At 63.3% G+C, this 24,214-nt stretch carries 20 protein-coding genes and 1 pseudogene; 12 read left to right on the top strand and 9 right to left on the bottom strand.

Annotated elements, in window-relative coordinates; genetic code table 11:
• Window positions 1-71: 71 nt before the first annotated feature.
• The 3 genes from N0Q91_RS05160 to N0Q91_RS05170 form a co-directional block, all read right to left on the bottom strand.
• Window positions 72-941: an ABC transporter permease gene (locus N0Q91_RS05160; RefSeq protein ID WP_018095743.1), complete on the bottom strand. Its 870-nt coding sequence runs from the start codon at window positions 939-941 to the stop codon at window positions 72-74.
• The gene (locus N0Q91_RS05165; protein ID WP_127710203.1) at window positions 938-1,822 is read right to left on the bottom strand and encodes an ABC transporter permease; all 885 of its coding nucleotides are present in this window, start codon (window positions 1,820-1,822) and stop codon (window positions 938-940) included. Before N0Q91_RS05165 ends, N0Q91_RS05160 begins: the two co-directional genes overlap by 4 nt.
• Window positions 1,823-1,909: 87 nt before the next feature.
• Window positions 1,910-2,701 carry an ABC transporter ATP-binding protein gene (locus tag N0Q91_RS05170; protein ID WP_026168675.1) on the bottom strand — a complete coding sequence of 264 codons (792 nt, stop codon included), beginning with the start codon at window positions 2,699-2,701 and terminating at the stop codon, window positions 1,910-1,912.
• 121 nt (window positions 2,702-2,822) lie between these two features.
• Between N0Q91_RS05170 and N0Q91_RS05175 the strand changes: the two genes are divergently transcribed.
• Window positions 2,823-3,236, top strand: a complete 414-nt coding sequence (locus N0Q91_RS05175) for a cupin domain-containing protein (protein ID WP_100671894.1) — start codon at window positions 2,823-2,825, stop codon at window positions 3,234-3,236.
• A gap of 66 nt (window positions 3,237-3,302) precedes the next feature.
• On the opposite strand, the gene hydA is transcribed toward N0Q91_RS05175, so the two are convergent.
• A complete protein-coding gene (gene hydA / locus N0Q91_RS05180; protein WP_018095739.1) occupies window positions 3,303-4,757 on the bottom strand; it encodes a dihydropyrimidinase in 1,455 nt (484 codons plus the stop codon).
• 80 nt (window positions 4,758-4,837) lie between these two features.
• Window positions 4,838-6,089, bottom strand: a pseudogene (locus tag N0Q91_RS05185) (M20 family metallo-hydrolase).
• Window positions 6,090-6,365: 276 nt separating this feature from the next.
• Here N0Q91_RS05185 and rutR point away from each other — a divergent pair.
• Window positions 6,366-7,007, top strand: coding sequence for an HTH-type transcriptional regulator RutR (rutR, locus tag N0Q91_RS05190; RefSeq protein WP_003525590.1), 642 nt, complete (start codon window positions 6,366-6,368; stop codon window positions 7,005-7,007).
• 1 nt (window position 7,008) lies between these two features.
• On the opposite strand, the gene cyaC is transcribed toward rutR, so the two are convergent.
• Both cyaC and N0Q91_RS05200 read right to left on the bottom strand, forming a co-directional pair.
• Window positions 7,009-8,682 (bottom strand): adenylate cyclase CyaC, encoded by a 1,674-nt coding sequence (gene cyaC, locus N0Q91_RS05195; RefSeq protein WP_275597503.1) that lies wholly within the window; start codon window positions 8,680-8,682, stop codon window positions 7,009-7,011.
• Between the two features lie 149 nt (window positions 8,683-8,831).
• Window positions 8,832-9,731, bottom strand: a complete 900-nt coding sequence (locus N0Q91_RS05200; RefSeq protein WP_127710195.1) for a LysR family transcriptional regulator — start codon at window positions 9,729-9,731, stop codon at window positions 8,832-8,834.
• A gap of 104 nt (window positions 9,732-9,835) precedes the next feature.
• On the opposite strand from N0Q91_RS05200, the gene N0Q91_RS05205 reads away from it, so the two are divergent.
• Window positions 9,836-10,858 (top strand): zinc-dependent alcohol dehydrogenase family protein, encoded by a 1,023-nt coding sequence (locus tag N0Q91_RS05205; RefSeq protein WP_275597504.1) that lies wholly within the window; start codon window positions 9,836-9,838, stop codon window positions 10,856-10,858.
• Between the two features lie 62 nt (window positions 10,859-10,920).
• Here N0Q91_RS05205 and preA read toward each other — a convergent pair whose 3' ends face one another.
• Together preA and N0Q91_RS05215 are read right to left on the bottom strand one after the other, a co-directional pair.
• Complete coding sequence (gene preA / locus N0Q91_RS05210; protein WP_026168674.1) at window positions 10,921-12,234, bottom strand: NAD-dependent dihydropyrimidine dehydrogenase subunit PreA; 1,314 nt, start codon at window positions 12,232-12,234, stop codon at window positions 10,921-10,923.
• A 31-nt stretch (window positions 12,235-12,265) separates the two neighbouring features.
• On the bottom strand, window positions 12,266-13,627 hold the full coding sequence (locus N0Q91_RS05215) for an NAD(P)-dependent oxidoreductase (RefSeq protein WP_275597505.1): 1,362 nt from the start codon (window positions 13,625-13,627) through the stop codon (window positions 12,266-12,268).
• Window positions 13,628-13,827: 200 nt separating this feature from the next.
• Between N0Q91_RS05215 and N0Q91_RS05220 the strand changes: the two genes are divergently transcribed.
• The 9 genes from N0Q91_RS05220 (at window position 13,828) to N0Q91_RS05260 (ending at window position 23,814) form a co-directional block, all read left to right on the top strand.
• Window positions 13,828-14,781, top strand: coding sequence for a sugar-binding transcriptional regulator (locus N0Q91_RS05220; protein WP_018095731.1), 954 nt, complete (start codon window positions 13,828-13,830; stop codon window positions 14,779-14,781).
• Between the two features lie 193 nt (window positions 14,782-14,974).
• Entirely contained in the window at window positions 14,975-16,285 is a 1,311-nt protein-coding gene (locus N0Q91_RS05225; RefSeq protein WP_275597506.1) for an ABC transporter substrate-binding protein, read from the top strand.
• 169 nt (window positions 16,286-16,454) lie between these two features.
• A complete protein-coding gene (locus N0Q91_RS05230) occupies window positions 16,455-17,327 on the top strand; it encodes a carbohydrate ABC transporter permease (protein WP_018095729.1) in 873 nt (290 codons plus the stop codon).
• 4 nt (window positions 17,328-17,331) lie between these two features.
• Window positions 17,332-18,162, top strand: a complete 831-nt coding sequence (locus N0Q91_RS05235) for a carbohydrate ABC transporter permease (RefSeq protein ID WP_018095728.1) — start codon at window positions 17,332-17,334, stop codon at window positions 18,160-18,162.
• Between the two features lie 30 nt (window positions 18,163-18,192).
• Entirely contained in the window at window positions 18,193-19,194 is a 1,002-nt protein-coding gene (locus tag N0Q91_RS05240) for an ABC transporter ATP-binding protein (RefSeq protein WP_275597507.1), read from the top strand.
• Window positions 19,191-19,964: an L-iditol 2-dehydrogenase gene (locus N0Q91_RS05245; RefSeq protein ID WP_275597508.1), complete on the top strand. Its 774-nt coding sequence runs from the start codon at window positions 19,191-19,193 to the stop codon at window positions 19,962-19,964. Before N0Q91_RS05240 ends, N0Q91_RS05245 begins: the two co-directional genes overlap by 4 nt.
• Window positions 19,965-19,990: 26 nt before the next feature.
• Complete coding sequence (locus N0Q91_RS05250) at window positions 19,991-21,475, top strand: mannitol dehydrogenase family protein (RefSeq protein WP_100671884.1); 1,485 nt, start codon at window positions 19,991-19,993, stop codon at window positions 21,473-21,475.
• The gene (locus N0Q91_RS05255) at window positions 21,472-22,146 is read left to right on the top strand and encodes an HAD family hydrolase (RefSeq protein ID WP_198516699.1); all 675 of its coding nucleotides are present in this window, start codon (window positions 21,472-21,474) and stop codon (window positions 22,144-22,146) included. Before N0Q91_RS05250 ends, N0Q91_RS05255 begins: the two co-directional genes overlap by 4 nt.
• An 84-nt stretch (window positions 22,147-22,230) precedes the next feature.
• Window positions 22,231-23,814, top strand: coding sequence for an FGGY-family carbohydrate kinase (locus tag N0Q91_RS05260; RefSeq protein WP_275597509.1), 1,584 nt, complete (start codon window positions 22,231-22,233; stop codon window positions 23,812-23,814).
• The last annotated feature ends 400 nt before the right edge of the window (window positions 23,815-24,214 follow it).

The following is a 24,214-nucleotide window of genomic DNA, read 5'->3' on the forward strand; positions in this document are numbered from 1 at the left end:
GAAATGCTCCAACCCTTTGGTCCAACGCACTTCCGGACGGAAAACCGTTACACACTTTTCCTGGAAGTGCTCTAGGCTCGCCCACTGCGGATGGACGGATGCCAGAACGTGACCGCGCGCTCGATGAGCGCGACCACCCCGTAGAAGACGGAGCCAGCCACCGCCGCCACGGCGATTTCGGCCCAGACCATGTCGACGTTCATGCGGCCCACTTCCGTGGAGATCCGGAAACCCATGCCGACAATGGGCGTTCCGAAGAATTCGGCCACGATCGCACCGATCAGCGCCAGCGTGGAGTTAATCTTGAGAGCGTTGAAAATAAAAGGCCAGGCGGCCGGCAAGCGGAGCTTGACGAGTGTCTGCCACCAGGATGCGGCATAGGTGCGCATCAGATCGCGCTCCATGTGGCTGGCGGCTGCAAGGCCCGAAACCGTGTTCACCAGCATCGGGAAGAAGGTCATGATGACGACGACCGCCACTTTCGACTGCCAGTCGAAGCCGAACCACATGACCATGATCGGGGCGACACCGATGACGGGGAGGGCGGAGACGAAATTGCCGAGCGGCAGCAGCCCTTTCTGCAGGAAGGGCGAACGGTCGATGAGGATTGCGACGACGAAGCCGAGGCCGCAGCCGAGCGCGTAGCCGGTCAGCACGGACTTCAGGAAGGTCTGCCGGAAATCGGCCGCGAGTGTCGGCAGCGAGTTGATCAGCCGCTGCCAGATCATCGACGGCGCCGGCAACAGCACCGATGGGACGGCGAAGCCGCGGACGATACCTTCCCAGAGGACGAGTATGGTGATGCCGAAGAGGAGAGGCACGGCAAGTCGTGCCGCGTTGTTTGCGGCGTCGCTTGCGAACTGCTGCCGGACCAGCCATTCGTTGAAGGCCCAGGCAGCGAGCCAGAAGAGGATGGCGCCGGCGAGAGCGGCAATACTCATGGTTTTGCCCCCATGCGCTTCAGGACGGCCGTATGCGCCAGGCCGACGATCATGACGAGGACCGCGGCGAGTGCCGCAGCCATGAACAGCGCCGCCCAGATCTGCACGGTCTGTCCGTAATAGGACCCGGCGAGCAGGCGTGCTCCGAGCCCGGCAACTGCGCCGGTCGGCAGCTCGCCGACGATCGCGCCGACGAGCGAGATCGCGACGGCAACCTTCAGCGAGGTGAAGAGATAGGGCATGGACGAAGGCCAGCGCAGCTTCCAGAAGGTCTGGGCGGGCGAGGCGTTATAGGTGTGCATCAGGTCGAGCTGGATCGTTTCGGGGCTGCGCAGTCCCTTGACCATGCCGACGACCACCGGGAAGAACGAAAGATAGGTGGAAATCAGCGCCTTCGGAAGCAGGCCGGAAATCCCGATGGCGTTGAGCACGACGATGATCATCGGCGCGATCGCCAGGATCGGGATCGTCTGACTGGCGATCACCCAGGGCATGAGCGATCGGTCCATTGCGCGGTTGTGGACGATACCGACAGCCAGCAGCACGCCGAGCACCGTGCCGATGCCGAAGCCGAGCAAAGTGGCCGAAAGCGTGATCCAGGCATGATAGACGAGGCTGCGCTTCGAGGTGATGGCCTTATTGGCAGTCGTATCCCAGATTTCGGCGACCACCTGATGCGGAGCGGGCAGCACCGGGCGTTCCTGGGCCATGGTATTGCGGAGGATTTCGGAAAAGCCGATCTCGGTGCCGGCACGCGCGGCGGTATCTCTTTCGAAAGGTGCGTTCAGGAAAACCGCTGCGACGTACCAGCCGGCGATCAACAGGAAAACGACCGTGGAGACGGGAAGCAGTTTGTCCTTAAGGAAGCTCTCCTCGCGCATGGTCACGCTCTCCCGCCAGTCGTCGGACGCAGGTCGCGCAGCATGTTCCACATCGCCGCTTCGGCTTTGGTCATCTCCGTCCGGCGGCTACTCGTCATAGCTGTGCCCCGCTCTCAAGCCCTCGCGCACGCGATGCGCGATCTCGAGGAATTCCGGCGTCTCCCGAATGCCGAGCGGCCGTTCCCTCGGCAGCGTCGATTCGATCACGTCCGTGACGCGGCCCGGGCGGGGGCTCATGACGATGATCTTGGTCGAGAGGTAGACCGCCTCCGGAATGGAGTGGGTGACGAAACAGATGGTCTTGTTGGTGCGCGCCCAGAGTTTGAGGAGTTGTTCGTTCAAATGGTCGCGGACGATCTCGTCGAGCGCCCCGAAGGGCTCGTCCATCAGCAGGAGATCGGCATCGAAGGCCAGCGCCCGGGCAATCGACGCGCGCTGCTGCATGCCGCCGGAAAGCTGCCAGGGATATTTCTTTCCGAAGCCCGAGAGGTTGACGAGTTCCAGAGTCCGCTCGATCCGCGCCTTCCGGTCCTCGCTGGAGTAGCCCATGATCTCCAGCGGCAGCGCGATGTTCTTTTCGATCGTGCGCCAGGGATAAAGGGCGGCCGCCTGGAAGACATAGCCATAGGCGCGCTGCCGGCGGGCCTCCTCCGGCGTCATGCCGTTGACGGAAATGGTGCCGGCCGTCGCCTTTTCGAGATCGGCGATGACGCGCAGAAACGTCGTCTTGCCGCAGCCGGATGGGCCGATGAAGGAGACGAAGTCGCCCTTGACCACGTCGAGATTCACGCCGGTGAGTGCATTGACCGGACCGTCGCTGGTCTCGAACGTCAAACCGAGGTTCCGGGCCGAGACCACGGAGGCGGGATTGGATGTCATGGACGGATTCTCATTATCGACTGCCTGTGTCAGACTGCTATCCGGACCCGCAACATGCAATGGCGGATTTGCCGGCGAGGTCGCCTGCTGCTGGTTTTTCAGCGTATTCTGGAGGACGGTCATGTCTCGATCACCCAATCCTGGCTGTCGCGTGGTTCGCCCGGGCGATGCCTTTGCCGGCAAGCAGGGGCTCGATTATTTCGAGGGTATCGCCGCGGAAACGGTCGGCTCCACCGGCATCTGCATGCATCTCGTGACCATGCCGCCCGGTGCGCGCGCCAAGGCGCATCTTCACGAGACCCACGAAACGGCGATCTACGTGCTCTCCGGCGAAGCGCATACCTGGTTCGGCGAGCGGCTCGAAGAACACGTGATCACCAGGGCCGGAGATATGCTCTACATTCCCGCCGGCGTGCCGCACCTGCCGGCGAACCTCTCGCACGCCCCTTGCACGGCGGTGATCGCCCGGACGGATCCGAAAGGAAACGAGAGCGTCGTGCTGCTGCCCGAGCTCGACGGGCTCGTGCCCGCCTAGATCAATTCCGGGAAAAGTCATCAGCGCGATCGCCGTTTCTCGCATGCGATAAGGTTGCGGCATCTCTCAGACGCCGCTTGCGGGAATGCCGCTGCGCTGCACCGCCCGTGGCGCCGTCACTTCCTTCCAGGTGGAAAGCGCGGTGCTGACCGCCGGGAAGGGATCACGCCGGACGAATTCGCCGTGGCCCTCCCGGGTCTTCACGGTTCCGTCCTCGATCGAAACCACGCCGCGCGTCAGCGTGAAACGCGGAAGACCGGTGACCGTCTTGCCCTCGAAGACGTTGTAATCGATCGCCGATTGCTGCGTCTTCGCCGAAATCGTCTTGGAGCGCTTGGGGTCCCAGACGACGAGGTCCGCATCGGCGCCGACGAGGATCGCGCCCTTCCTGGGATAGATATTCAGGATCTTGGCGATATTGGTGGAGGTTACCGCCACGAATTCGTTCATGGTGATGCGGCCGGTCGCAACACCATAGGTCCAGAGCATCGGCATGCGGTCTTCCAGTCCGCCGGTGCCGTTCGGGATTCTGGTGAAATCGCCGACGCCGAAGCGCTTCTGCTCGGTCGTGAAGGCGCAATGGTCGGTCGCGACCACCTGGAGCGAACCGGAGGCAAGCCCCGCCCAGAGGCTGTCCTGGTGAAGCTTGTTGCGGAAAGGCGGCGACATAACCCGGCGGGCGGCGTGGTCCCAGTCCTTGTCGAAATATTCGCTCTCATCGAGCGTCAGGTGCTGGATCAAGGGCTCGCCGAAGACACGCATGCCCTTGGCGCGGGCGCGCCGGATCGCTTCATGCGCCTGTTCGCACGAAGTATGAACGATGTAGACGGGACAGCCGGCCATGTCGGCGATCATGATCGCGCGATTGGTGGCCTCTCCCTCGACCTCCGCCGGCCGCGAATAGGCATGTGCCTCCGGGCCGCTATTGCCTTCCGCCAGCAGCTTCGCCTGCAGTTGCGCCACCACGTCGCCGTTTTCGGCGTGGACCAGCGGCAGCGCGCCGAGCGCCGCACAGCGCTGGAAGGAGGAAAACATCTCGTCGTCGTCCACCATCAGCGCGCCCTTGTAGGCCATGAAGTGCTTGAAGGTGTTGATGCCCTTTTCCTTTACGATCGTCTCCATCTCGTCGAAGACCTGCTCGCCCCACCAGGTGATCGCCATGTGGAAGGAATAATCGCAGTTGGCGCGCGTCGACTTGTTGTCCCACATGGTGAGCGCCTCAAGCAGCGACTGGCCGGGCGAGGGGAGCGCGAAATCGACGACCATCGTGGTGCCGCCGGCGAGTGCCGCGCGGGTCCCGCTTTCGAAATCGTCGGAGGAATAGGTGCCCATGAAAGGCATTTCGAGATGCGTATGTGGGTCGATGCCGCCCGGCATCACGTAGCAGCCGGTGGCGTCGAGCGTCTCGGCGCCGGAGAGATTCGGTCCGATTTCGACGATCTTGCCGCCTTCCACCTTTAAATCGGCCTTGTAGGTCAGGTCGGCCGTGACGATGGTTCCACCCTTGATGACAGTGCTCATTGGTTCGTTTCCCTGGAAGGTGCCTTCGGCGGCTCAGGCCACCACGAAAAAGGGCGGAACCACCGTCCCGCCCGCAAAACTCATTCCACGATCTCCGCCGTCTCGAGCACGGCGTGGAACAGGACGTCCGCGCCGGCCGCGGCCCATTCCCTGGAGATGTCCTCCGCCTCGTTATGGCTGAGCCCGCCGACGCAGGGGCACATGATCATCGTGGTCGGCGCGACCTTTGCGGCCCAGCAGGCATCGTGTCCGGCGCCGGAAACGAGATTCATGTGGCTGTAGCCGAGCTTCTCGGCGGCGCCGCGTACAGTCTCGACCAGTTTGGGGTCGAAGGTGACGGGATCGAAATGCCCGACCGCCTCGATGGAACAGCCGACGCCGAGCCGCTCGCAGATTTTTGACGCTTCGGCTTCGATCCGGGCGCGCATGCCGTCCAGTTTGGCCTGGTCGGGCGAGCGGATGTCGACGGTGAACACCACTTGGCCCGGCAGGACGTTGCGCGAATTGGGCGAAAAGAACATCTGGCCGACGCCGCCGACGGCGCCCGGCTGGTTCTCCATGGCGACGGTCTGGACCATTTCGAGGATCCGCGCCATTGCGAGGCCCGCATTGACGCGCATGTCCATCGGCGTCGAGCCGGTGTGTGCTTCCCTGCCGGTCAGCGTGAACTCCAGCCACCAAAGACCCTGACAGTGCGTGACGACGCCGATCTGCCTGTTCTCGGCCTCTGAGGATAGGTCCCTGCTCGATGTGGTATTCGAAATAGGCGTGCATCTTGCGCGCGCCGACCTCTTCGTCGCCAAGCCAGCCGATGCGCTTCAGTTCGTCGCCGAAGCTCTTTCCTTCGGGATCCTTGCGGGCATAGGCGTATTCGAGGGTGTGGACCCCGGCAAAGACGCCGGATGCGAGCATGGCAGGCGCAAAGCGCGCGCCTTCCTCATTGGTCCAGTTGGTCACGACGATCGGGTGCTTCGTCTTGATGCCGAGGTCGTTCATCGTGCGTACGGCCTCGAGGCCGCTCAGGACGCCGAGGACCCCGTCGAACTTGCCGCCGGTCGGCTGTGTGTCGAGATGCGAGCCGATGTGGACCGGCAGCGCATCCGGATCGGTACCGGGTCGGGTCAGGAACATGGTGCCCATCTTGTCGACACCCATGGAGAGCCCCGCCTCTTCGCACCAGGACTGGAAAAGCCGGCGACCTTCGCCGTCCGCATCCGTCAAGGTCTGGCGGTTGTTGCCGCCGGCAACGCCGGGGCCGATCTTCGCCATTTCCATCAACGAATCCCATAGACGGTCGGCATTGACGCGCCTATTCTCGCCAGGTGCTGCCATGGCGTTCTCCTCTATTGTCGGCCAGTCCCTCCCGGGGATAGCCCTCATGTTCCCGTCGGCCGAATCGGGGCCTTGTTGTGATGCCCTTCGATCAGGCGTTGCCTTTGTCGGCAATCTGACTGATAATTTGACCGGTTGGTAAACATTACAACTTCCGTGGCGGCACTCAAGCCGGAAAAAGAAAAAAACAGGAGTTACTGCTCAAGAAATCGGCGCGTCCGAATATTGGGCAAATTGTGCCGACGTCTTTCGCTGGGGGCTTAGACAGGGGACGAGATGGTACTTCCGAGAGCGGCAAGAACCCAGAGGCGCACGCGCATCCAGGAGGAGAAGGAGGAGCAGATCCTCGAGGCCGCGCTGGAGGTGTTTTCCGCAAACGGCTTTCGCGGGTCGACGATCGATCAGATCGCTGACGTGGCGGGCATGTCGAAGCCGAACCTGCTCTATTATTTCCGCACCAAAGAGGCGATGCATCGCGCGCTGATAGACCGCGTTCTCGACACCTGGCTCGATCCTCTGCGCGCGTTCGATGCCGAGGGCAACCCGGTCGCCGAGATCCGCAGCTATATCCGGCGCAAGCTCGAAATGGCGCGCGACTTCCCGCGCGAAAGCCGGCTGTTCGCCAACGAGGTCCTGCAGGGCGCCCCGCGTATCGTGGACGAGCTCAAGGGTCCGCTGAAGCAATTGGTGGACGAGAAGGCCGAGGTTATCCGCAGCTGGGCCAAGGCTGGCAAGATCGCAAAATGCGACCCTTATCACCTCATCTTCGCCATCTGGTCGACGACGCAGCATTATGCCGACTTCGACGTTCAGGTGCGCGCCGTGCTCGGCCAGGAGAATGCCGGCGAAGGGCGCTTCGAGGACGCCGCGCGCTTTCTCGAGCGGCTGTTCGTCGACGGGCTGCAGGTGCGGGAGTAGCCTATCCGGCTGTGGGCAGGGATCGGGAGAGCTGCGCGGCGTCACCGACGATCCAGGTTTCCAGCGTTGCCTTGCGGCCCCGCAGGCTGATTTCGAGCCGTCTGTGGCCCTCGAAGCTTAAACCCGCGCGCTCGACCAGTTCGGCCGAAACGGCAAGCTCGACGTCGTGCTCCTTCGCGAGGCCTTCCAGTCGGCTCGCGGTGTTGATCGTGTCGCCGACGACTGTGAGCGAGGTTGCCTGGCCGTAGCCCATTTCGCCGATGATCGCCGGCCCCGCGTGAAGGCCGATGGCGAGCCTCAGCGGCTGCTCGAGCTCCCCTTCGAAAGTCTGGTTGAGCGCCCGGATTCCTTGCGACAACCGGGCGGCGGCCGAGAGGGCCTGGCGGCAGGCCTCCGGCAGAGGGGCCTTCAGTCCGAAGATCGCGAGCGCCCCGTCGCCGATGAACTTGTCGACGACGCCACCGGAACTTTCGACGGCTTCGCCGACGACCTCGAAGTAGCGGTTGAGCAGAAAGACCGTGTCGTAGGGCAGCCGGTGTTCGGCGATGCGGGTGAAATCACGCAGGTCGCAGAAGAGCACTGCGACGCGGCGCTCGCGTCCGCCGGCGTTCTGGCGGGCAAGCTGCGTCTTGATCCCGATGCTGTCGGTGTCGAGGATGGGCACGACGCTCACATTGTGCACGGGTCGAAACTGGCAGGCGAGGCGTACGTTCTCGGGAGCGCCGATGCGGGTCAGCGTCGCGAGTTCTGCGGCTTCCGGCGTCGGTTGGCCTTCGAGCCCCTGCGTTATCCGCACGCGACAGGTCGAGCAGCGGCCGCGTCCGCCGCAGACGGACACATGCGGGATTCCAGCCGCCCGACTCGCCTCCAGAACGCTGAAGCCGAGGCTGACGGCAGCGACCCGGCCGTCCGGATAACGAATGCGAATACGGCCGCGCGCCGGCAGGGCGCGCAGAACGAGGGTGCCGCCGATCAGGCTTGCGAAGGCGCCATAGAATGCCAGCCTGATCCTATCGAGGAGGGCAGGGTCGACGCGAGGTGCCTCGCTGGCATAGGCCCTGTCGCCATAACCGCCATGTTCGGCGTAGTCGCGCTCCAGCGATCGGGCGCCGTTGACGAAGCCGAGCAGTGCGAAGATCGGCACCAGCAGGGCGACGGTATAGAGCAGCGTTTCGTACTTCGGAAACCAGGCGCGGCCGCGCATCCAGAACCAGGCACCAAGGCAGGCGTGACCCCAGACGACGATGAGTGCAAGCGACTGGCGAGAGGTGTTGAACGAGCTTGACCAGAGAGTGCGCAGGATTGCGGGGTAGTCGGGGTAAACACCTGAAAGAAGCGGCTCCACGCGGGCGGCGACAACGTGAGGAATGAGCAGAAAGGGCAGGCTCAGGCCGAAGATGATCTTCAGGGCTTCGCCGACAGGCATCCGGAAGGTTTGCCGCCGGTAGAGACTGTCGAGCGCCATCAGGAAATGCAGCAACAACGCGCCGTAGAGGAGGGCCGTTCCGGGGATGCTCTGCCAAACCGAGGTGAAGAGCCGCCGGCCCGTTTCCATGGCTCCGATCGACACCAGGCCGAGCGCATGGTTCGAGAAATGGAGGAGCACAAAGACGCCGAGCACAGCCCCCGAAATCAGGTGCATCTTCTTGCGCGTGCTGGCGGATAGGATCGTCAAACAATCTTGCCTGGGTCTGGCGGCCTCGAAACAGGCTCGCGTCAATGTCCTCCTTATTAACCAGATCACCGATGCCGGCAACTTACGTTTTCTAAACGAATTGTTTCGCTTTTCGGGTCTTGCGCGGAGTGCGCATCTCCCATGCCGTCCTACTCCATGATGCGCGGCAATCCTGCGGCGAGTTTGTCGATCACCACCCGCAGTTTCGGCAGCATGTGCTGCGTTCGCGGCCAGACCGCATGCGCCTTGAAGATCAGCCCGGGGCGGTCGGTGAGGACGCGGACAAGCTCGCCTTTCTGCACGCGCTCGCGCACCAGCCAGCAAGGCAGCCAGGCAAGGCCGTGCCCGGCGGAAGCCGCATCGGCGATCGCGGCGAGATCATCGAGCCTCAGCCGCGTTTGCGGCAGCACGATTTCGGCCGCTTTGCCGTCGGATGGAAAGGACCAGGATAGCGGCTCGCCTCCACGGGCGTAGACGATGCCTTCATGTGCTGCGAGTTCGGCCACCGTTCTCGGCGTGCCGTGCGTTTCAAGATAGGCAGGGGAGGCGCAGACGGTCATCCGCTGTTCCGCCACCGTGCGCATCATCAGGCCGGAGCCGTTGCCGAGCGGGCTGTTGCGGATGGCGAGATCGAAGCCTTCGTCGAGAAGGTCGACGACCCGGTCGTTGAAGGAGAGATCGAATTCCAGACGGGGATGCGCCCGCAACAGGTCGCGAAGCAGCGGCGCCACGCATTGGCGGCCGAAGAGGACCGGCATCGAGATGCGCAGGCGGCCGCGAATTTCCCGCTTCCCGGATTCGAGGAGGTCTTCGGCCGTTCTGATTTCGCCCAGCGCTTTTTGGCAGCTCTCGTAGAAGAGCTGCCCTTCTTCGGTAAGACTCTGCGTCCTTGTGGTGCGGTGAAAGAGGCGCACGCCGAGCCGTCGTTCGAGCCGGGATACCGTCTTGCCGACGGCCGAGCGCGAAAGGTTGAGCCGCGCGGCGGCGGCGGAAAAGCCGCCGGCATCGGCAACTTCCACGAAAACCGAAATGCCGTTGAAGCGCTCCACGAATTGCGTCCTCTAAGGAACCAATGATGGGAAATCATATCGCAACCGAAGACGAATGTTCAACAGTATGGTCGCTTTACCGCAACGGATGAAAAGGAACGGGCATGTCCAAATGGATGCAGGAATGGAGCACGCAGACGGTGGGCCCCCACAATCTCAAGCGTGCCGAACGGCCGGTGCCGGAGGTCGGCGAGCAAGATATACTCGTGCGAACGCTTGCCGTATCGCTCAACTATCGCGACAAGCTGGTATTGGAGACCGGCATGGGGCTCGATCTCGCCTTCCCCTTCGTGCCGGCCTCGGATATGAGCGGAGTGGTCGAGGCCGTCGGCAAGAGCGTGAGGCGTTTCCAGCCGGGCGATCGCGTGATCTCCACCTTCGCCCCCGGTTGGCTTGACGGCTTACGACCCGGCACCGGCAGGACGCCTGCCTATCAGACGCTCGGAGGGGCGCATCCGGGCGTCCTGTCCGAATATGTGGTTTTCCCTGAAGGCTGGTTCGTCGCAGCGCCGAAGAGCCTCGACGCGGCGGAGGCGAGTACCTTGCCCTGTGCGGGCCTGACCGCCTGGTTCGCTCTTGTCGAGAAGGGGCATCTGCGGGCGGGCGACCGTGTCGTCGTGCAGGGCACCGGCGGCGTTGCGCTGTTCGGGCTGCAAATAGCCAAGGCGACCGGAGCCGAGGTCATCGTGACCTCGAGCAGCCGCGAAAAGCTCGATCGGGCTTTTGCGCTCGGTGCCGATCACGGCATAAATCGCCTGGAGGAGGACTGGGTGGAGCGCGTCTATGTGCTGACCGCGGATCATGGGGCCGACCACATTCTGGAGATCGCCGGCGGCGCCGGGCTCGAGAAGTCCCTGAAGGCAGTCGCGCCGGACGGGCGCATCTCGGTGATCGGCGTGCTCGAGGGCTTCGAGGTCTCAGGTCCGGTCGGGCCGCTTCTCCTGAAGTCTCCCGTGGTGCAGGGTATCAGCGTCGGTCACCGCAGAGCACTCGAAGATCTGGTCGGGGCCGTCGATCGCCTTGGACTGAAGCCCGTCATCGACAGCCGTTACAAGTTCACCGAGGTCCCCGAGGCCCTCGCGCATCTCGACCGCGGCCCCTTCGGCAAGGTGGTGATAGAGTTTTGACGCGATAGAAACGCGGGAGGGCGCCGGCGATGCCGGCGGCCCTCCGTCTCACTCGTATGTCTTCACTCGGCGGCCTGGCGGGCCATCGGATTATTCGGATGGGTCGTCCAGTTGGCGTAGTTCGGGTCGACCGGTTTCCCGGTGCGCCGGTCGAGCGTGCCGGCCGCGAGCGGCTCCATGGTGATGCAGTTCTCCACCGGGCAGACATTGACGCAGAGGTTGCAGCCGACGCATTCCTCCTCGATCACCTCGAAATGACGCACGCCATTGACGAATTGGGTGATCGCCTGATGCGAAGTGTCCTCGCAGGCGATATGACAGCGGCCGCATTTGATGCAGGCGTCCTGATCGATCTTCGCCTTGGCGATATAGTTGAGGTTGAGATATTGCCAGTCGGTGACGTTCGGGACGGCACGGCCGCTGATGTCGTCGAGCGACCGATGGCCCTTGGCGTCCATCCAGTCGGAGAGGCCCGTAATCATCTCCTGGACGATCTTGAAGCCATAGGTCATAGCCGCCGTGCAGACCTGCACGTTGCCGGCCCCGAGCACCATGAATTCCGCCGCATCCCGCCAGGTGGTCACGCCACCGATGCCGGAAATCGGCAGGCCGTGGGTCTCGGGATCACGGGCGATCTCGGCCACCATGTTGAGCGCGATCGGCTTCACGGCCGGGCCGCAATAACCGCCATGGCTGCCGCGGCCGTCGATCGAGGGCTCCGGCGAGAAAGTGTCGAGATTGACCCCGGTAATCGAGTTGATCGTGTTGATCAGCGATACCGCGTCGGTGCCGCCGGCCTTGGCAGCGCGGGCGGGCTTGCGGATGTCCGTGATGTTCGGCGTCAGCTTGGTGATGACCGGCATGCGCGTATATTGCTTGCACCAGCGCACCACCATCTCGATATATTCCGGCACCTGGCCGACCGCCGAGCCCATGCCGCGCTCGGACATGCCGTGCGGACAGCCGAAATTGAGCTCGATGCCGTCGGCGCCGGTCTCCTCGACCAGCGGCAGGATCGCCTTCCAGGCGTTCTCCTCGCAAGGCACCATGATCGAGGCGATCAGGGCACGGTCCGGCCAGTTCATCTTCACCTGCTTCATTTCGCGCAGATTCACATAGAGATCGCGGTCGGTAATGAGTTCGATATTGTTGAAACCCAGCAGCCGCCGGTCGGCGCCCCAGATCGCGCCGTAGCGCGGGCCGTTGACATTGACAACGGGCGGTCCTTCCTCACCCAGGGTCTTCCAGACGACGCCGCCCCAGCCTGCCTTGAAGGCGCGTTCGACGTTGTAGGCCTTGTCCGTCGGCGGCGCCGAGGCGAGCCAGAACGGGTTCGGGGATTTGATGCCGACAAAATTGTTGCGAAGATCAGCCATTGTTCTCGTCCTCTCGATCCTGTTCTGCTTTTCAAGCAACGGCGCTCGCCAGCGGCTGAGCCGCGGCGAAAGCCCGGTCGATCGATCCGGCGGCATCGCGTCCCATCGCGACGGCGGAAACGGTGAGGTCCTCGCCCCCGAGCACGCAGTCACCGCCGGCCCAGACCTTGTCGAGCGAGGTGCGCCCTTCCGCATCGACGACGATGCGTCCGCTTTCCATGCGTAGCGCACCGAGGCCGGAGGCCTCGAAGGTCTGGCCGATGGCCTTGAAGATCTGGTCGGCGGCAATGATTCCGGTCTCGCCGGTCGTCGTCAGCCTACCGTTCTCTAGCGTGGTGTAGTCGAGCTCGATGCCGGCGACCCTGCCGTCCTTGACGGCGATGCGCTTCGGCTGCAGCCAGTGGCGGATGGTGACGCCCTTGGAAGCCGCGAGATCCTGTTCGAATTCCGAGGCGTTCATGTGCTCCTTGCCGCGGCGATAGCAGATCGTCACTTCCTCGGCGCCGAGCAGCTTCGCCTGGACGGCCGCGTCGATCGCAGTCATGCCGCCGCCGAGAACCACGACGCGCCGGCCGACCGGAATGTCGGCCTTTGTCTTCGACTGGCGAAGTGCGGCAATGAAGTCGACGGCATCCTCGACGCCTTCGGCATTCTCGCCTTCGATCCGCAGTGCATTGACACCGGCAAGACCGAGGCCGAGAAAGACGGCATCGAATTCTTCCGCCAGATCGGCAAGGGAGAAGTCGCGGCCGAGCGCCTTGCCGTGGCTGACCTCGATGCCGCCGACCGAAAGCACGTATTCGACCTCTTTCTGGGCGAAGTCGTCGACCGCCTTATAGGCAGCGATGCCGTATTCGTTGAGGCCGCCGGATTTTTCGCGCGCGTCGTAGATCACCACGTCGTGGCCTTTTACGGCCAGCCGATGCGCGCAGGCGAGCCCCGCCGGCCCGGCGCCGACGACGGCGACCCTGCGGCCGGAACGAGCGGCGCGCGTATAGAATTGCTTGTTCTCCCGCATTGCGATGTCGGTTGCGTAGCGCTGCAGGCGGCCGATTTCGACCGGCCGCTCCTCGGCCGTGTTGCGTACGCAGGCCTCTTCGCAGAGCGTTTCGGTGGGACAGACGCGGGCGCACATGCCACCAAGTATGTTCTGGTCGAAGATCGTTTTCGCCGAGCCGATCGGATTGCCCGTCGCGATCTGGCGAATGAAGAGCGGGATGTCGATGGAGGTGGGACAGGCAGTCATGCAGGGCGCGTCATGACAGAAATAACAGCGGTCCGCGGCGACCAGCGCCTCGTGCCTGTCGAGTGGCGCATGAAGGTCGGAGAAATTGGCTTCGTACTCGGCAAGCGGCAGCCGCCCGCCGAGAATCCCAGATTGCGTCGTTCCCATTTTTGGCTCCCAATGTTTTCTCAGGATGACGGAACGGTAACACGCTTTATTTTTTTATCAAACGGTAAAATTTCCTTCCAAACCGCTGCAAAAGCCTGGAAAAGCGGACCTTGCCGGTGCCAAGGCGCGCCGCATATCGCCCCCCGTTTGACAGCGCATGGAAAATAGTGGCAGCAAATCAAGGGGAAGGGAGGCAATCGATGGCACGCAAGGCGGAAAGCAGCAACAGGCTGGACGATGCAGCCCGCGCAGGCTGGCTCTATTATGTCGCCGGCCGGACGCAGGACGAGATTGCGTCGGTCATGGGAATTTCGCGGCAATCGGCGCAACGGCTCGTGTCGCTTGCCATGGCCGAGCGGCTGATCAAGGTGCGCCTGGACCATCCGATCGCCGCCTGCCTCGAAATGGCGGCGCGTCTCAAGGAGAAATACGACCTCAAGCATGTCGACGTCGTTCCGAGCGACCCCGGTTCCCAATCCACGACCGTCGGCATTGCCGAGGCCGGAGCGGCGGAAATCGAGCGCTGGCTGAAGTCGGCCGAGCCCGTGGTGCTGGCGATCGGCACGGGCCGGACGCTGAAGGCGACCATCGACCAGCTGCCGTCGATGGAATGCCCGCAGCACCGTATCGTTTCGCTCACCGGCAATATCCGGCTCGACGGGTCGGCTGCCTATTACAACGTCATCTTCAGCATGGCGGACACGATCAAGGCGCGGCATTTTCCCATGCCCTTGCCGGTTCTCGTCTCCTCGCCGGAAGAGCGGGAAGTCCTGCACAAGCAGAGCCTGGTGCAGATCGCCCTGGAACTCGGCGCCGAGGCCGACGCCGCCTTCGTGGGCGTCGGCGAACTCGGGCCCGACGCGCCGCTTTGCGAAGACGGGTTCCTGGCGCGCGATGAAATGGCACGGCTGATGGCCGCGGGCGCTGCCGGCGAGATCTGCGGTTGGATGTTCGACCACGAAGGCGTGCTCCTGCCCGACAGCATCAATGAGCGCGTCGCCTCGGTTCCGCTGCCGCCGCGCGACCGCGCCTCGGTCATCGGGATCGCCAAGGGCAGGCGCAAATACGAAGCGCTGCGCGCCGCACTCAAGGGCAGGATCATCAACGGTCTCGTCACCGATGAGGCTACGGCCGACTATCTGCTCCGCGTCTAGATCGCGCAGCCGGCCGCGGGGCCGCGGCATCGGCGTCCTTCTCGTGAAATCCCTGTAAAAAATCCAAAGCTAAAACATCTTCTTAGCTGCTCTGCCGCACCGGAACGACAAATGCGGATTGACATTTCGTCTCAATCGGTGAGTAATTGCTCAAGAGCAAGGCAAATGCTCAATTTCTTCTGGGAGGAAGTCGATGAATTTGAGAACTTTTCTGCTGGGCACGTGCTCGGCAGTCGCTCTGGCGGGTCTGGCCCAAGCGGAGACGCTGACCATTGCCACCGTGAACAATGGCGACATGATCCGGATGCAGAAGCTGACGGACGATTTCACGTCGAAAAATCCCGACATCCAGCTTGAGTGGGTCACTCTTGAGGAAAACGTGCTGCGCCAGCGCGTCACGACCGACATCGCGACCAAGGGCGGTCAGTACGACATCATGACGATCGGCACGTATGAAGTGCCGATCTGGGCGAAGCAGGGCTGGCTCCTGCCGCTCGACAATCTCGGTCCCGAATACGACGTCGACGACCTTCTGCCGGCGATCCGCAGCGGCCTGACGATCGACGGTAAGCTCTATGCAGCACCGTTCTACGGCGAGAGCTCGATGGTCATGTACCGCAAGGACCTGTTCGAGAAGGCCGGGCTTAGCATGCCCGATGCGCCGACCTGGGATTTCATCGCCGATGCGGCCCGCAAGATCACCGACAAGGGCAACGAGATCTACGGTATCTGCCTGCGCGGCAAGGCCGGCTGGGGCGAGAACATGGCTTTCCTGACGGCCACGGCAAACGCCTTCGGCGCCCGCTGGTTCGACGAGAACTGGAAGCCGCAGTTCGATCAGCCGGAATGGAAGAACACACTCGACTTCTACGTCAAGCTGATGAATGACGCAGGCCCGCCCGGCGCCTCGTCCAACGGTTTCAACGAGAACCTGTCGCTGTTCCAGACCGGCAAGTGCGGCATGTGGATCGACGCGACCGTGGCCGCCTCCTTCGTGACCAATCCGAAGGAGTCGACCGTTGCCGACAAGGTCGGTTTCGCGCTCGCTCCCGACACCGGCCTCGGCAAGCGCGGCAACTGGCTCTGGGCCTGGAACCTCGCAATTCCGGCAGGATCGCAGAAGGCCGAGTCGGCGCAGAAGTTCATCGCCTGGGCCACGGGCAAGGATTATCTGAAGCTCGTTGCCGAGAAGGAAGGCTGGGCGAACGTTCCTCCCGGTACCCGCACCTCCCTCTATGAGAACCCGGAGTACCAGAAGGCGGCCCCCTTCGCGAAGATGACTCTGGACTCGATCAATGCCGCCGATCCGAAGAACCCGGCGGTGAAGCCGGTGCCCTATGTTGGCGTCCAGTTCGTGGCGATCCCGGAATTCCAGGGTCTCGGCACGGCGGTCGGGCAGGTGTTCTCGGCGGCGCTGGCCGGTCAGATGAGCGTGGATCAGGCGCTTGCCAGCGCGCAGCAGCTGTCGACCCGCGAAATGACCAAAGCCGGCTACATCAAGTGAGCTCCCAAGGAGCCGGAGCGTCTGCTGGAAACAGCGAACGCCCCGGCTACCTCCAGAGCGGGACGGGGAAAGGGGCAACCGCCTTCGATCCGCGTTCCGCTCTGACTTTTCCAATTCATGGCGCGCGTTCGGATGGCAATAACCGCGTCGACTTCACACGGGGAACGCCATGGCGACCTTGCACACCCGCTCCGCCGCGCGATTGATGATCGCGCCCTCGGTGCTCCTGCTTCTGGCCTGGATGATCGTGCCGCTGGCCATGACGGTCTATTTCTCGCTGCTGCGCTACAACCTGCTGATGCCGGGGATGGAGGAGTTCGCCGGGCTTACGAATTACACCTATTTCCTCACCGACCCGGCCTTCTTCCAGGCGATATTCAACACGCTCGCCATCGTTCTCGGCGTGCTCTTCATCACCGTAGTCGGCGGCATCGGGCTGGCGCTTCTTCTCGACCAGCCGATGTTCGGGCAGGGGATCGTGCGCATCCTGGTGATCGCGCCCTTCCTCATCATGCCGACGGTGGCGGCGCTGGTCTGGAAGAACATGTTCATGAATCCCGTGAACGGACTTTTCGCCTGGCTTGCCAAGCTGCTCGGATTGCAGCCGTTCGACTTTCTCGCCAACGCGCCGCTTCTCTCGATCATTCTGATCGTCGCCTGGCAGTGGCTGCCTTTCGCCACGCTCATCCTGCTGACGGCGCTGCAGTCGCTCGACGAGGAGCAGAAGGAAGCCGCACAGATGGACGGCGCAGGCGCGGTAAGCCGCTTCATCTATCTCGTCCTGCCGCATCTCTCGCGTGCGATCACGGTGGTCATCCTGATCCAGACGATCTTCCTGCTGTCGGTCTTCGCCGAGATCCTCGTCACCACCAATGGCGGTCCGGGTACGCAGAGCACGAACCTCACTTTCCTCGTCTACGCCCAAGCCCTTCTGCAGTTCGATGTGGGCGGCGCCTCGGCGGGCGGGATCATCGCGGTCATCCTCGCCAATATCGTCGCATTCTTCCTGATGCGCATGATCGGCAAGACGCTGGAGGCTTGAGACCATGGCACGCAATGTCTCTACCGGGCGTAAGCTCATCACGACCGTGGTGGCCTGGACGATCGGAATCCTGATCTTCTTTCCGATCCTCTGGACCTTCCTGACGAGCTTCAAGACGGAAGCCCAGGCGATCGCCTCTCCGCCGGTCTTCCTCTTCTTCGACTGGACGACCGAAAACTATTCCGAGGTGCAGAGCCGGTCGGATTACCTGAAGCACTTCATGAATTCGGTGGTCGTTTCCTTCGGCTCGACCCTGCTCGGCCTGTTGATCGCGATCCCGTCAGCCTGGGCGATGGCGTTCTCGCCGACGAAGCGCACCAAGGACGTGCTGATGTGGATGCTCTCCACCAAGATGATGCCGCCGGTCGGCGTGCTGGTGCCGATGTATCTGATATTCCGCAACTGGGGACTGCTCGACACGCGCACAGGGCTCGTGATCGTGCTGACGCTGATCAACCTGCCGATCATCATCTGGATGCTCTACACCTATTTCAAGGAGATCCCCGGCGAGATCCTCGAAGCGGCGCGCATGGACGGCGCCTCGCTCTCCAAGGAAATCATCTATGTGCTGACGCCGATGGCGATCCCCGGCATCGCCTCGACGCTGCTGCTCAACATCATCCTTGCCTGGAACGAAGCGTTCTGGACCTTGAACCTGAGCGCCGCGAAGGCCGCGCCGCTCACCGCGTTCATCGCCTCCTATTCGAGCCCGGAGGGCCTCTTCTACGCCAAGCTGTCGGCGGCCTCGACGATGGCGATCGCCCCTATCCTCATTCTCGGGTGGTTCTCGCAAAAACAGCTCGTGCGCGGCCTCACTTTCGGCGCAGTCAAGTAAGGGCGACGCGGTTCAAATAAGGGTAAAACCATGGGAAGCATCACTCTCAAGAACGTATCGAAGGTCTTCGGCGCCCACGCCGTCATTCCCTCGATAGACCTCGATATCACCGACGGCGAATTTGTCGTCTTCGTCGGCCCCTCGGGTTGCGGCAAGTCGACGCTTCTGAGGCTGATCGCCGGACTGGAGGACGTCAGCGACGGCGAGATCGTCATCGACGGCCGAAACGCCACCGAGCTGCCGCCGGCAAAGCGCGGCCTTTCGATGGTGTTCCAGTCCTACGCTCTCTATCCGCATATGAGCGTGCGCTCCAACATCGCCTTTCCGCTGAAGATGGCGGGCGAGGACAAGGCCACGATCGACAAGAAGGTCGAGGACGCGGCGCGCGTCCTCAACCTCACCGACTATCTCGACCGCAAGCCCCGCCAGCTTTCCGGCGGCCAGCGCCAGCGCGTCGCGATCGGTCGGGCGATCGTCCGCCAGCCGGAAGCCTTCCTTTTCGACGAGCCGCTGTCGAATCTCGACGCCGCGCTGCGGGTCAACATGCGACTGGAGATCAGCCAGCTTCACCAGCAACTGAAGACGACGATGGTCTACGTGACGCACGACCAGGTGGAGGCCATGACCATGGCCGACAAGATCGTCGTGCTCAACCGCGGCCGCATCGAGCAGGTGGGCTCGCCCCTCGACCTCTACCGCAGGCCGGACAATCTATTCGTCGCCGGTTTCATCGGGTCGCCGAAGATGAACTTCGTCACCGGTGCGCCTGCCGCGGCCCATCAGGCCCACACGATCGGCATCCGCCCGGAGCATATTGCCCTTTCGAAGGAACAGGGCACGTGGCGGGGCACGGTGGGAGTGGCCGAGCATCTAGGCTCGGACACCTTCCTGCACGTGCATGCAGACGGCATCGGTACTTTGACGGCGCGCGTCGGCGGCGACTTCGCGGTGACCCATGGCGATCAGGTCTATTTGACGCCGGATCCCGAGCGCCTTCACAGGTTCGATGAAAAGGGAATGGCAATTCGATGAAACGTCTTGAAGGAAAGAGCGCGTTGATCACCGGATCGGCGCGGGGTATCGGCCGCGCTTTCGCCGAAGCCTATGTGCGCGAGGGCGCCACAGTTGCCATCGCCGACATCGATATCGAGCGGGCGAGACGGGCGGCGGCGGAGATCGGGTCCGCGGCCTATGCGGTCGAAATGGATGTGACCCGGCAGGACTCCATAGACGCCGCGATCGCCGCGACCGTCGAACATGCCGGCGGGCTCGACATCCTCGTCAACAATGCCGCGCTCTTCGACCTCGCGCCGATCGTCGAGATCACCCGCGAGAGCTATGAGAAACTGTTCGCGATCAACGTCGCCGGCACGCTCTTCACGTTGCAGGCGGCCGCCAGGCAGATGATCGCGCAGGGCAGGGGCGGCAAGATCATCAACATGGCGAGCCAGGCGGGCAGGCGTGGGGAAGCTCTGGTGGCGATCTATTGCGCCACCAAGGCTGCGGTCATCAGCCTTACCCAGTCGGCCGGTCTCGACCTCATCAAACACCGCATCAACGTCAACGCCATCGCTCCCGGCGTCGTCGACGGTGAGCACTGGGAGGGCGTCGACGCGCTTTTCGCCAAATACGAGAACCGTCCGCGCGGCGAGAAAAAACGGTTGGTCGGGGAGGCCGTTCCCTTCGGACGCATGGGCACCGCAGAGGACCTGACCGGCATGGCGATCTTCCTCGCCTCGGCGGAAAGCGACTACATCGTCTCGCAGACCTATAACGTCGATGGCGGCAACTGGATGAGCTGAGGCTCGTTCGCGAAAGGATTGAAAGGATGGCGACCAAACTCTCCCTTGCCACGCTCGACGCGGTCAAAGCCAGGGCCGGCGTCCCGAACTACGGCCGGCATGACCTTCGGGCCGGCATCGTGCATTTCGGCGTCGGCAATTTCCACCGTGCGCATCAGGCGGTCTATCTCGATGACCTTTTCAACCTGGGACGCGATCGCGATTGGGCGATTATCGGCGCGGGTGTCCTGCCATCGGACAAGGTCATGCGCGACAAGCTCGAAGCGCAGGATTTCCTGACGACGGTGGTCGAGCAGGACAACAACCGCACGGGCGCGCATGTCACGGGCGCCATGATCGCCTATCTCGAGCCTGGCGACACGCCCGCGATCGTGGCGCAGCTCGCAAGCCCGCTCATCCGCATCGTTTCCCTGACGATCACCGAAGGCGGCTATTTCATCGATCCGGCATCCGGCGTCTTCGACCCGGCGCATCCGGCGATCGTCGAGGATGCGCGCGATCCGACGGCTCCAAAAACCGTCTTCGGCCTCATCCTGGCGGGGCTCGCCGAACGCCGCGCCAAGGGCATTCCGCCGTTCACGATCATGTCCTGCGACAATATTCCTGGAAACGGAGAGGTCACCCACGCTGCCGTCTCCGGTCTGGCGCGCCTTTCCGATCCGGGCTTTGCGGACTGGATCGATGCCAATGTCGCCTTTCCGAACGGCATGGTCGACCGCATCACGCCGGCAACCGGTGCCCGCGAGATCGGCATCGTCGCCTCGCAATACGGAATCGACGATGCCTGGCCGGTCTTTTGCGAGGAATTCAAGCAATGGGTGCTGGAGGACCGTTTCCCGCAAGGCCGCCCGGCGCTCGAAGAGGTGGGCGTGCAGTTCGTGCCGGACGTCGCGCCATACGAGCATATGAAGATCCGTATCCTCAACGGCGGCCATGCGGCGATCGCCTATCCGGCGGCACTGCTCGACATCCATTTCGTTCATGAGGCGATGGAGGAGCCGTTGATCCGCGCCTTCCTGTCAAAGCTGGAGCACGACGAGATCATCCCGGTGATACCGCCGGTTCCGGACACGGATCTGAAGGATTATTACAAGCTCATCGAGACGCGTTTCTCCAATCCGAAGATCGGCGACACGGTCGCGCGGCTGGCGCAGGACGGCTCCAACCGACAGCCGAAATTCATCCTGCCGTCGACGGCCGACCGCCTGCGCCGCGGCGAAGACGTCGTCGGGTTGTCGCTCGTTTCGGCGCTGTGGTGCCGCTATTTCGCCGGCAAGTCGGACAGCGGCAAGGAGATCGTTTTCAACGACGCCAACGCCGACCGGCTGCAGGCCGCCGCAGTTGCAGCGAAGGACGATCCAATGGCGTTCCTTGCGCTTGCCGACATCTTCGGCGATGTCGCGCAATCCGATCTCTTCCGCCGCCGTTTCGCTCACGCGTTGAAAGTGCTTTGGGAAAAGGGTACGCGTGCCACGCTCCAGCTTTATCTGGACGGAAACCTCGGGGAATGACGATGGTGGGGCACGCCTCCAGGCTGGTGATTTTCGATTGTGACGGCGTATTGGTGGACAGCGAACCGATTTCGCTCGGGGTCCTCGTCGACGCGCTCGCGGCTGCCGGCGTTTCGATGACGACCGAGGAGGCGAGCGAGCGCTTCCTCGGCCGCAGCTTGAAGACGATGTCGACGATCCTGCACGAAGAACACGGACTTGCGACCGACGAGGTTTTTCTCGAAGGCATGCGGACACGGCTCTATGCACGATTTCGCGAGGAACTGAGGCCAATCGCCGGCATACGCGAGGCGGTGGAAGGGCTGGGCACCGCCCATTGCGTGGCTTCGTCGAGCCAGCCGGAGCGCATCCGCCTCTCGCTGGCCGTGACGGGGCTCATCGATCTCTTCGAGCCGAACATCTTCAGCGCCAGCATGGTGGCGCGCGGCAAGCCGGCGCCTGACCTTTTCCTGCATGCAAGCGCTAAGATGGGCTATCACCCGTCCGATTGCATCGTCATCGAGGACAGCCCGGCCGGCATCGAGGCGGCAAAGTCCGCCGGCATGCGCGTCTTCGCCTTCGCGGGGGGCAGCCACGCACGAAACGACCGCCACCGGCGGACGCTCGCCAGCCTCGAACCCGACGTGCTGTTTGACGACATGGGCGAATTGATACAGTTTGTCCGTCAATAGGGAGAGCAGGACGGGGCGGTTTTGCTGCCGCGTCGTCCGGCTCGGCGAACATCCATCATTTTTTCGGGACGGGGGCATCCATTGATGCGCGAATATGTCGTGGCGGTCGATATTGGAACCGGCAGCGCCCGTGCCGGCGTCTTCGACCGGCAAGGTAGGCTCCTGGCGCGGGCCGATCGGACGATTGCGATGAACCGTCCGGAGGAAAACCACGCCGAACACGATTCCGAGGACATCTGGGCTGCGGTCTGCGGGGCGGTCGGATCGGCGCGCGAGAAGGCGGCTGTGCCGGCGGAAAGCATTGCGGCGATCGGCTTCGACGCCACCTGTTCGCTCGTCGTGCGCGATCGCGACGGCCTCCCGCTCTCGGTCAATCGTCAGGGGGAGGCACGCTGGGACACCATCGTCTGGCTGGACCACCGGGCGTTGGCGGAAGCGGATTTCTGTACGGCGACGAAACATCCCGTTCTCGATCATTCGGGGCGGGTGATGTCGCCCGAGATGGAAATGCCGAAGCTGATGTGGCTGAAGCGCAACCTCCCGCAGCAATGGGAACGGGCGGGGTATTTCTTCGACCTCGCGGACTACATGTCCTGGCGGGCGACCGGAAGTCCGGCCCGCTCGCGCTGTACGCTGACGGCAAAATGGAACTATCTCGCCCACGAGAAACGCGGGTGGCAGCAGGACTATCTGGAGCAGATCGGTCTTGAGGACCTCCTCGAACGTGGTGGCTTGCCCGAGGAGACGCTGCCGGTGGAGCGAGCCGTCGGGCGTCTGAGCGCGAGCGCGGCGGAGGAGCTCGGGCTCGACACCGCATGCCAGGTCGCGCCGGGGCTGATCGATGCCTATGCCGGGGCGCTCGGCGTGCTCGGCGGCTTCGCGGACGCGCCGGCGAAGCTGGAGCGCCAGCTCGCACTGATCGGCGGAACCTCGAGCTGCATTGTCGCCTTTTCCAAGGACATGAAGCCGGGTTTCGGCATGTGGGGGCCTTATTTCGAAGCGGTCTTGCCTGGGCTCTGGCTCATCGAAGGCGGTCAGTCGGCGACCGGAGCGCTGCTCGATCATATCGTGCGGCTGCACGGAGGCGGACTGCCACCGACGACCGAAACCCATGCGAAGATCATCGAGCGGGTGCAGGAAATGCGCGCGCTTCATGGCGCGGACTTTGCCCAGCGCCTTCACGTGCTTCCGGATTTCCACGGCAACCGGTCGCCGCTTGCCGATCCGCATGCACTCGGGGTCATCAGCGGGCTGCCGCTCGACTCCTCCTTCGATGCGCTGTGCCGGCTCTATTGGCGGACCTGCGTCGCGATAGCGCTCGGGATTCGCCACATCCTGGAGATGATGAAGGAAGCGGGCTACGAACTCGACACGCTGCACGTGACCGGCGGGCATGTGCGCAACCCCCTGCTAATGGAGCTTTATTGCGACGTCACCGGCTGCCGGGTCGTCGCACCGCAGGCGCCCGACGCCGTTCTCCTCGGCACGGCAATGACGGCGGCCGTCGCGGGCGAGCTCTATCCGGACCTCGCCAGCGCCGGACCGGCGATGTCGTCGGCTGGAACGGAACGGCTCCCCGACCCGGCGCTGCGCCGCATCTACGACCGGGATTATCGGCGCTTCCTCGCGCTCTATCGGCATCGCGAGGAGCTGGAGTCGATGGAGTGAATCGACATGCGAGGGGTGCAGATTTTCATCTGCAGATCTTGCCGATTATCCGCGGAACCTTTTTTCGCCTCGTGCATTATGGCGATAACCGGACGGTGACGCACATCGCCCCCAATGTGACGTCGGAGGCATACCGCCGGTTGCCAACTCACATCCCCCCTCAGTGAGTTGCCAAAGCTCAGCCAGTGCCCTTCCCTCGGCACTGGCTGTTTTGCTTCGGGCGATGCGACCGAGTTCCTGATGCGGGCGTTTGCTATGCGATGATCTTAGGCGCGGCGTTCCTGTGCTTGTCACAGGAATCCAGTCAGTTCAAATCTTCGGGCTGAAAGAAGGTTCTGGGCCGCAGACGCGGCGCCCTCATCCTGTGACGAGCATGGGGATGAGGGCCCCGACACTGTAG

Origin of the sequence: Sinorhizobium prairiense, assembly GCF_029201645.2 — a bacterium.
Lineage (GTDB): Bacteria > Pseudomonadota > Alphaproteobacteria > Rhizobiales > Rhizobiaceae > Sinorhizobium > Sinorhizobium meliloti_A.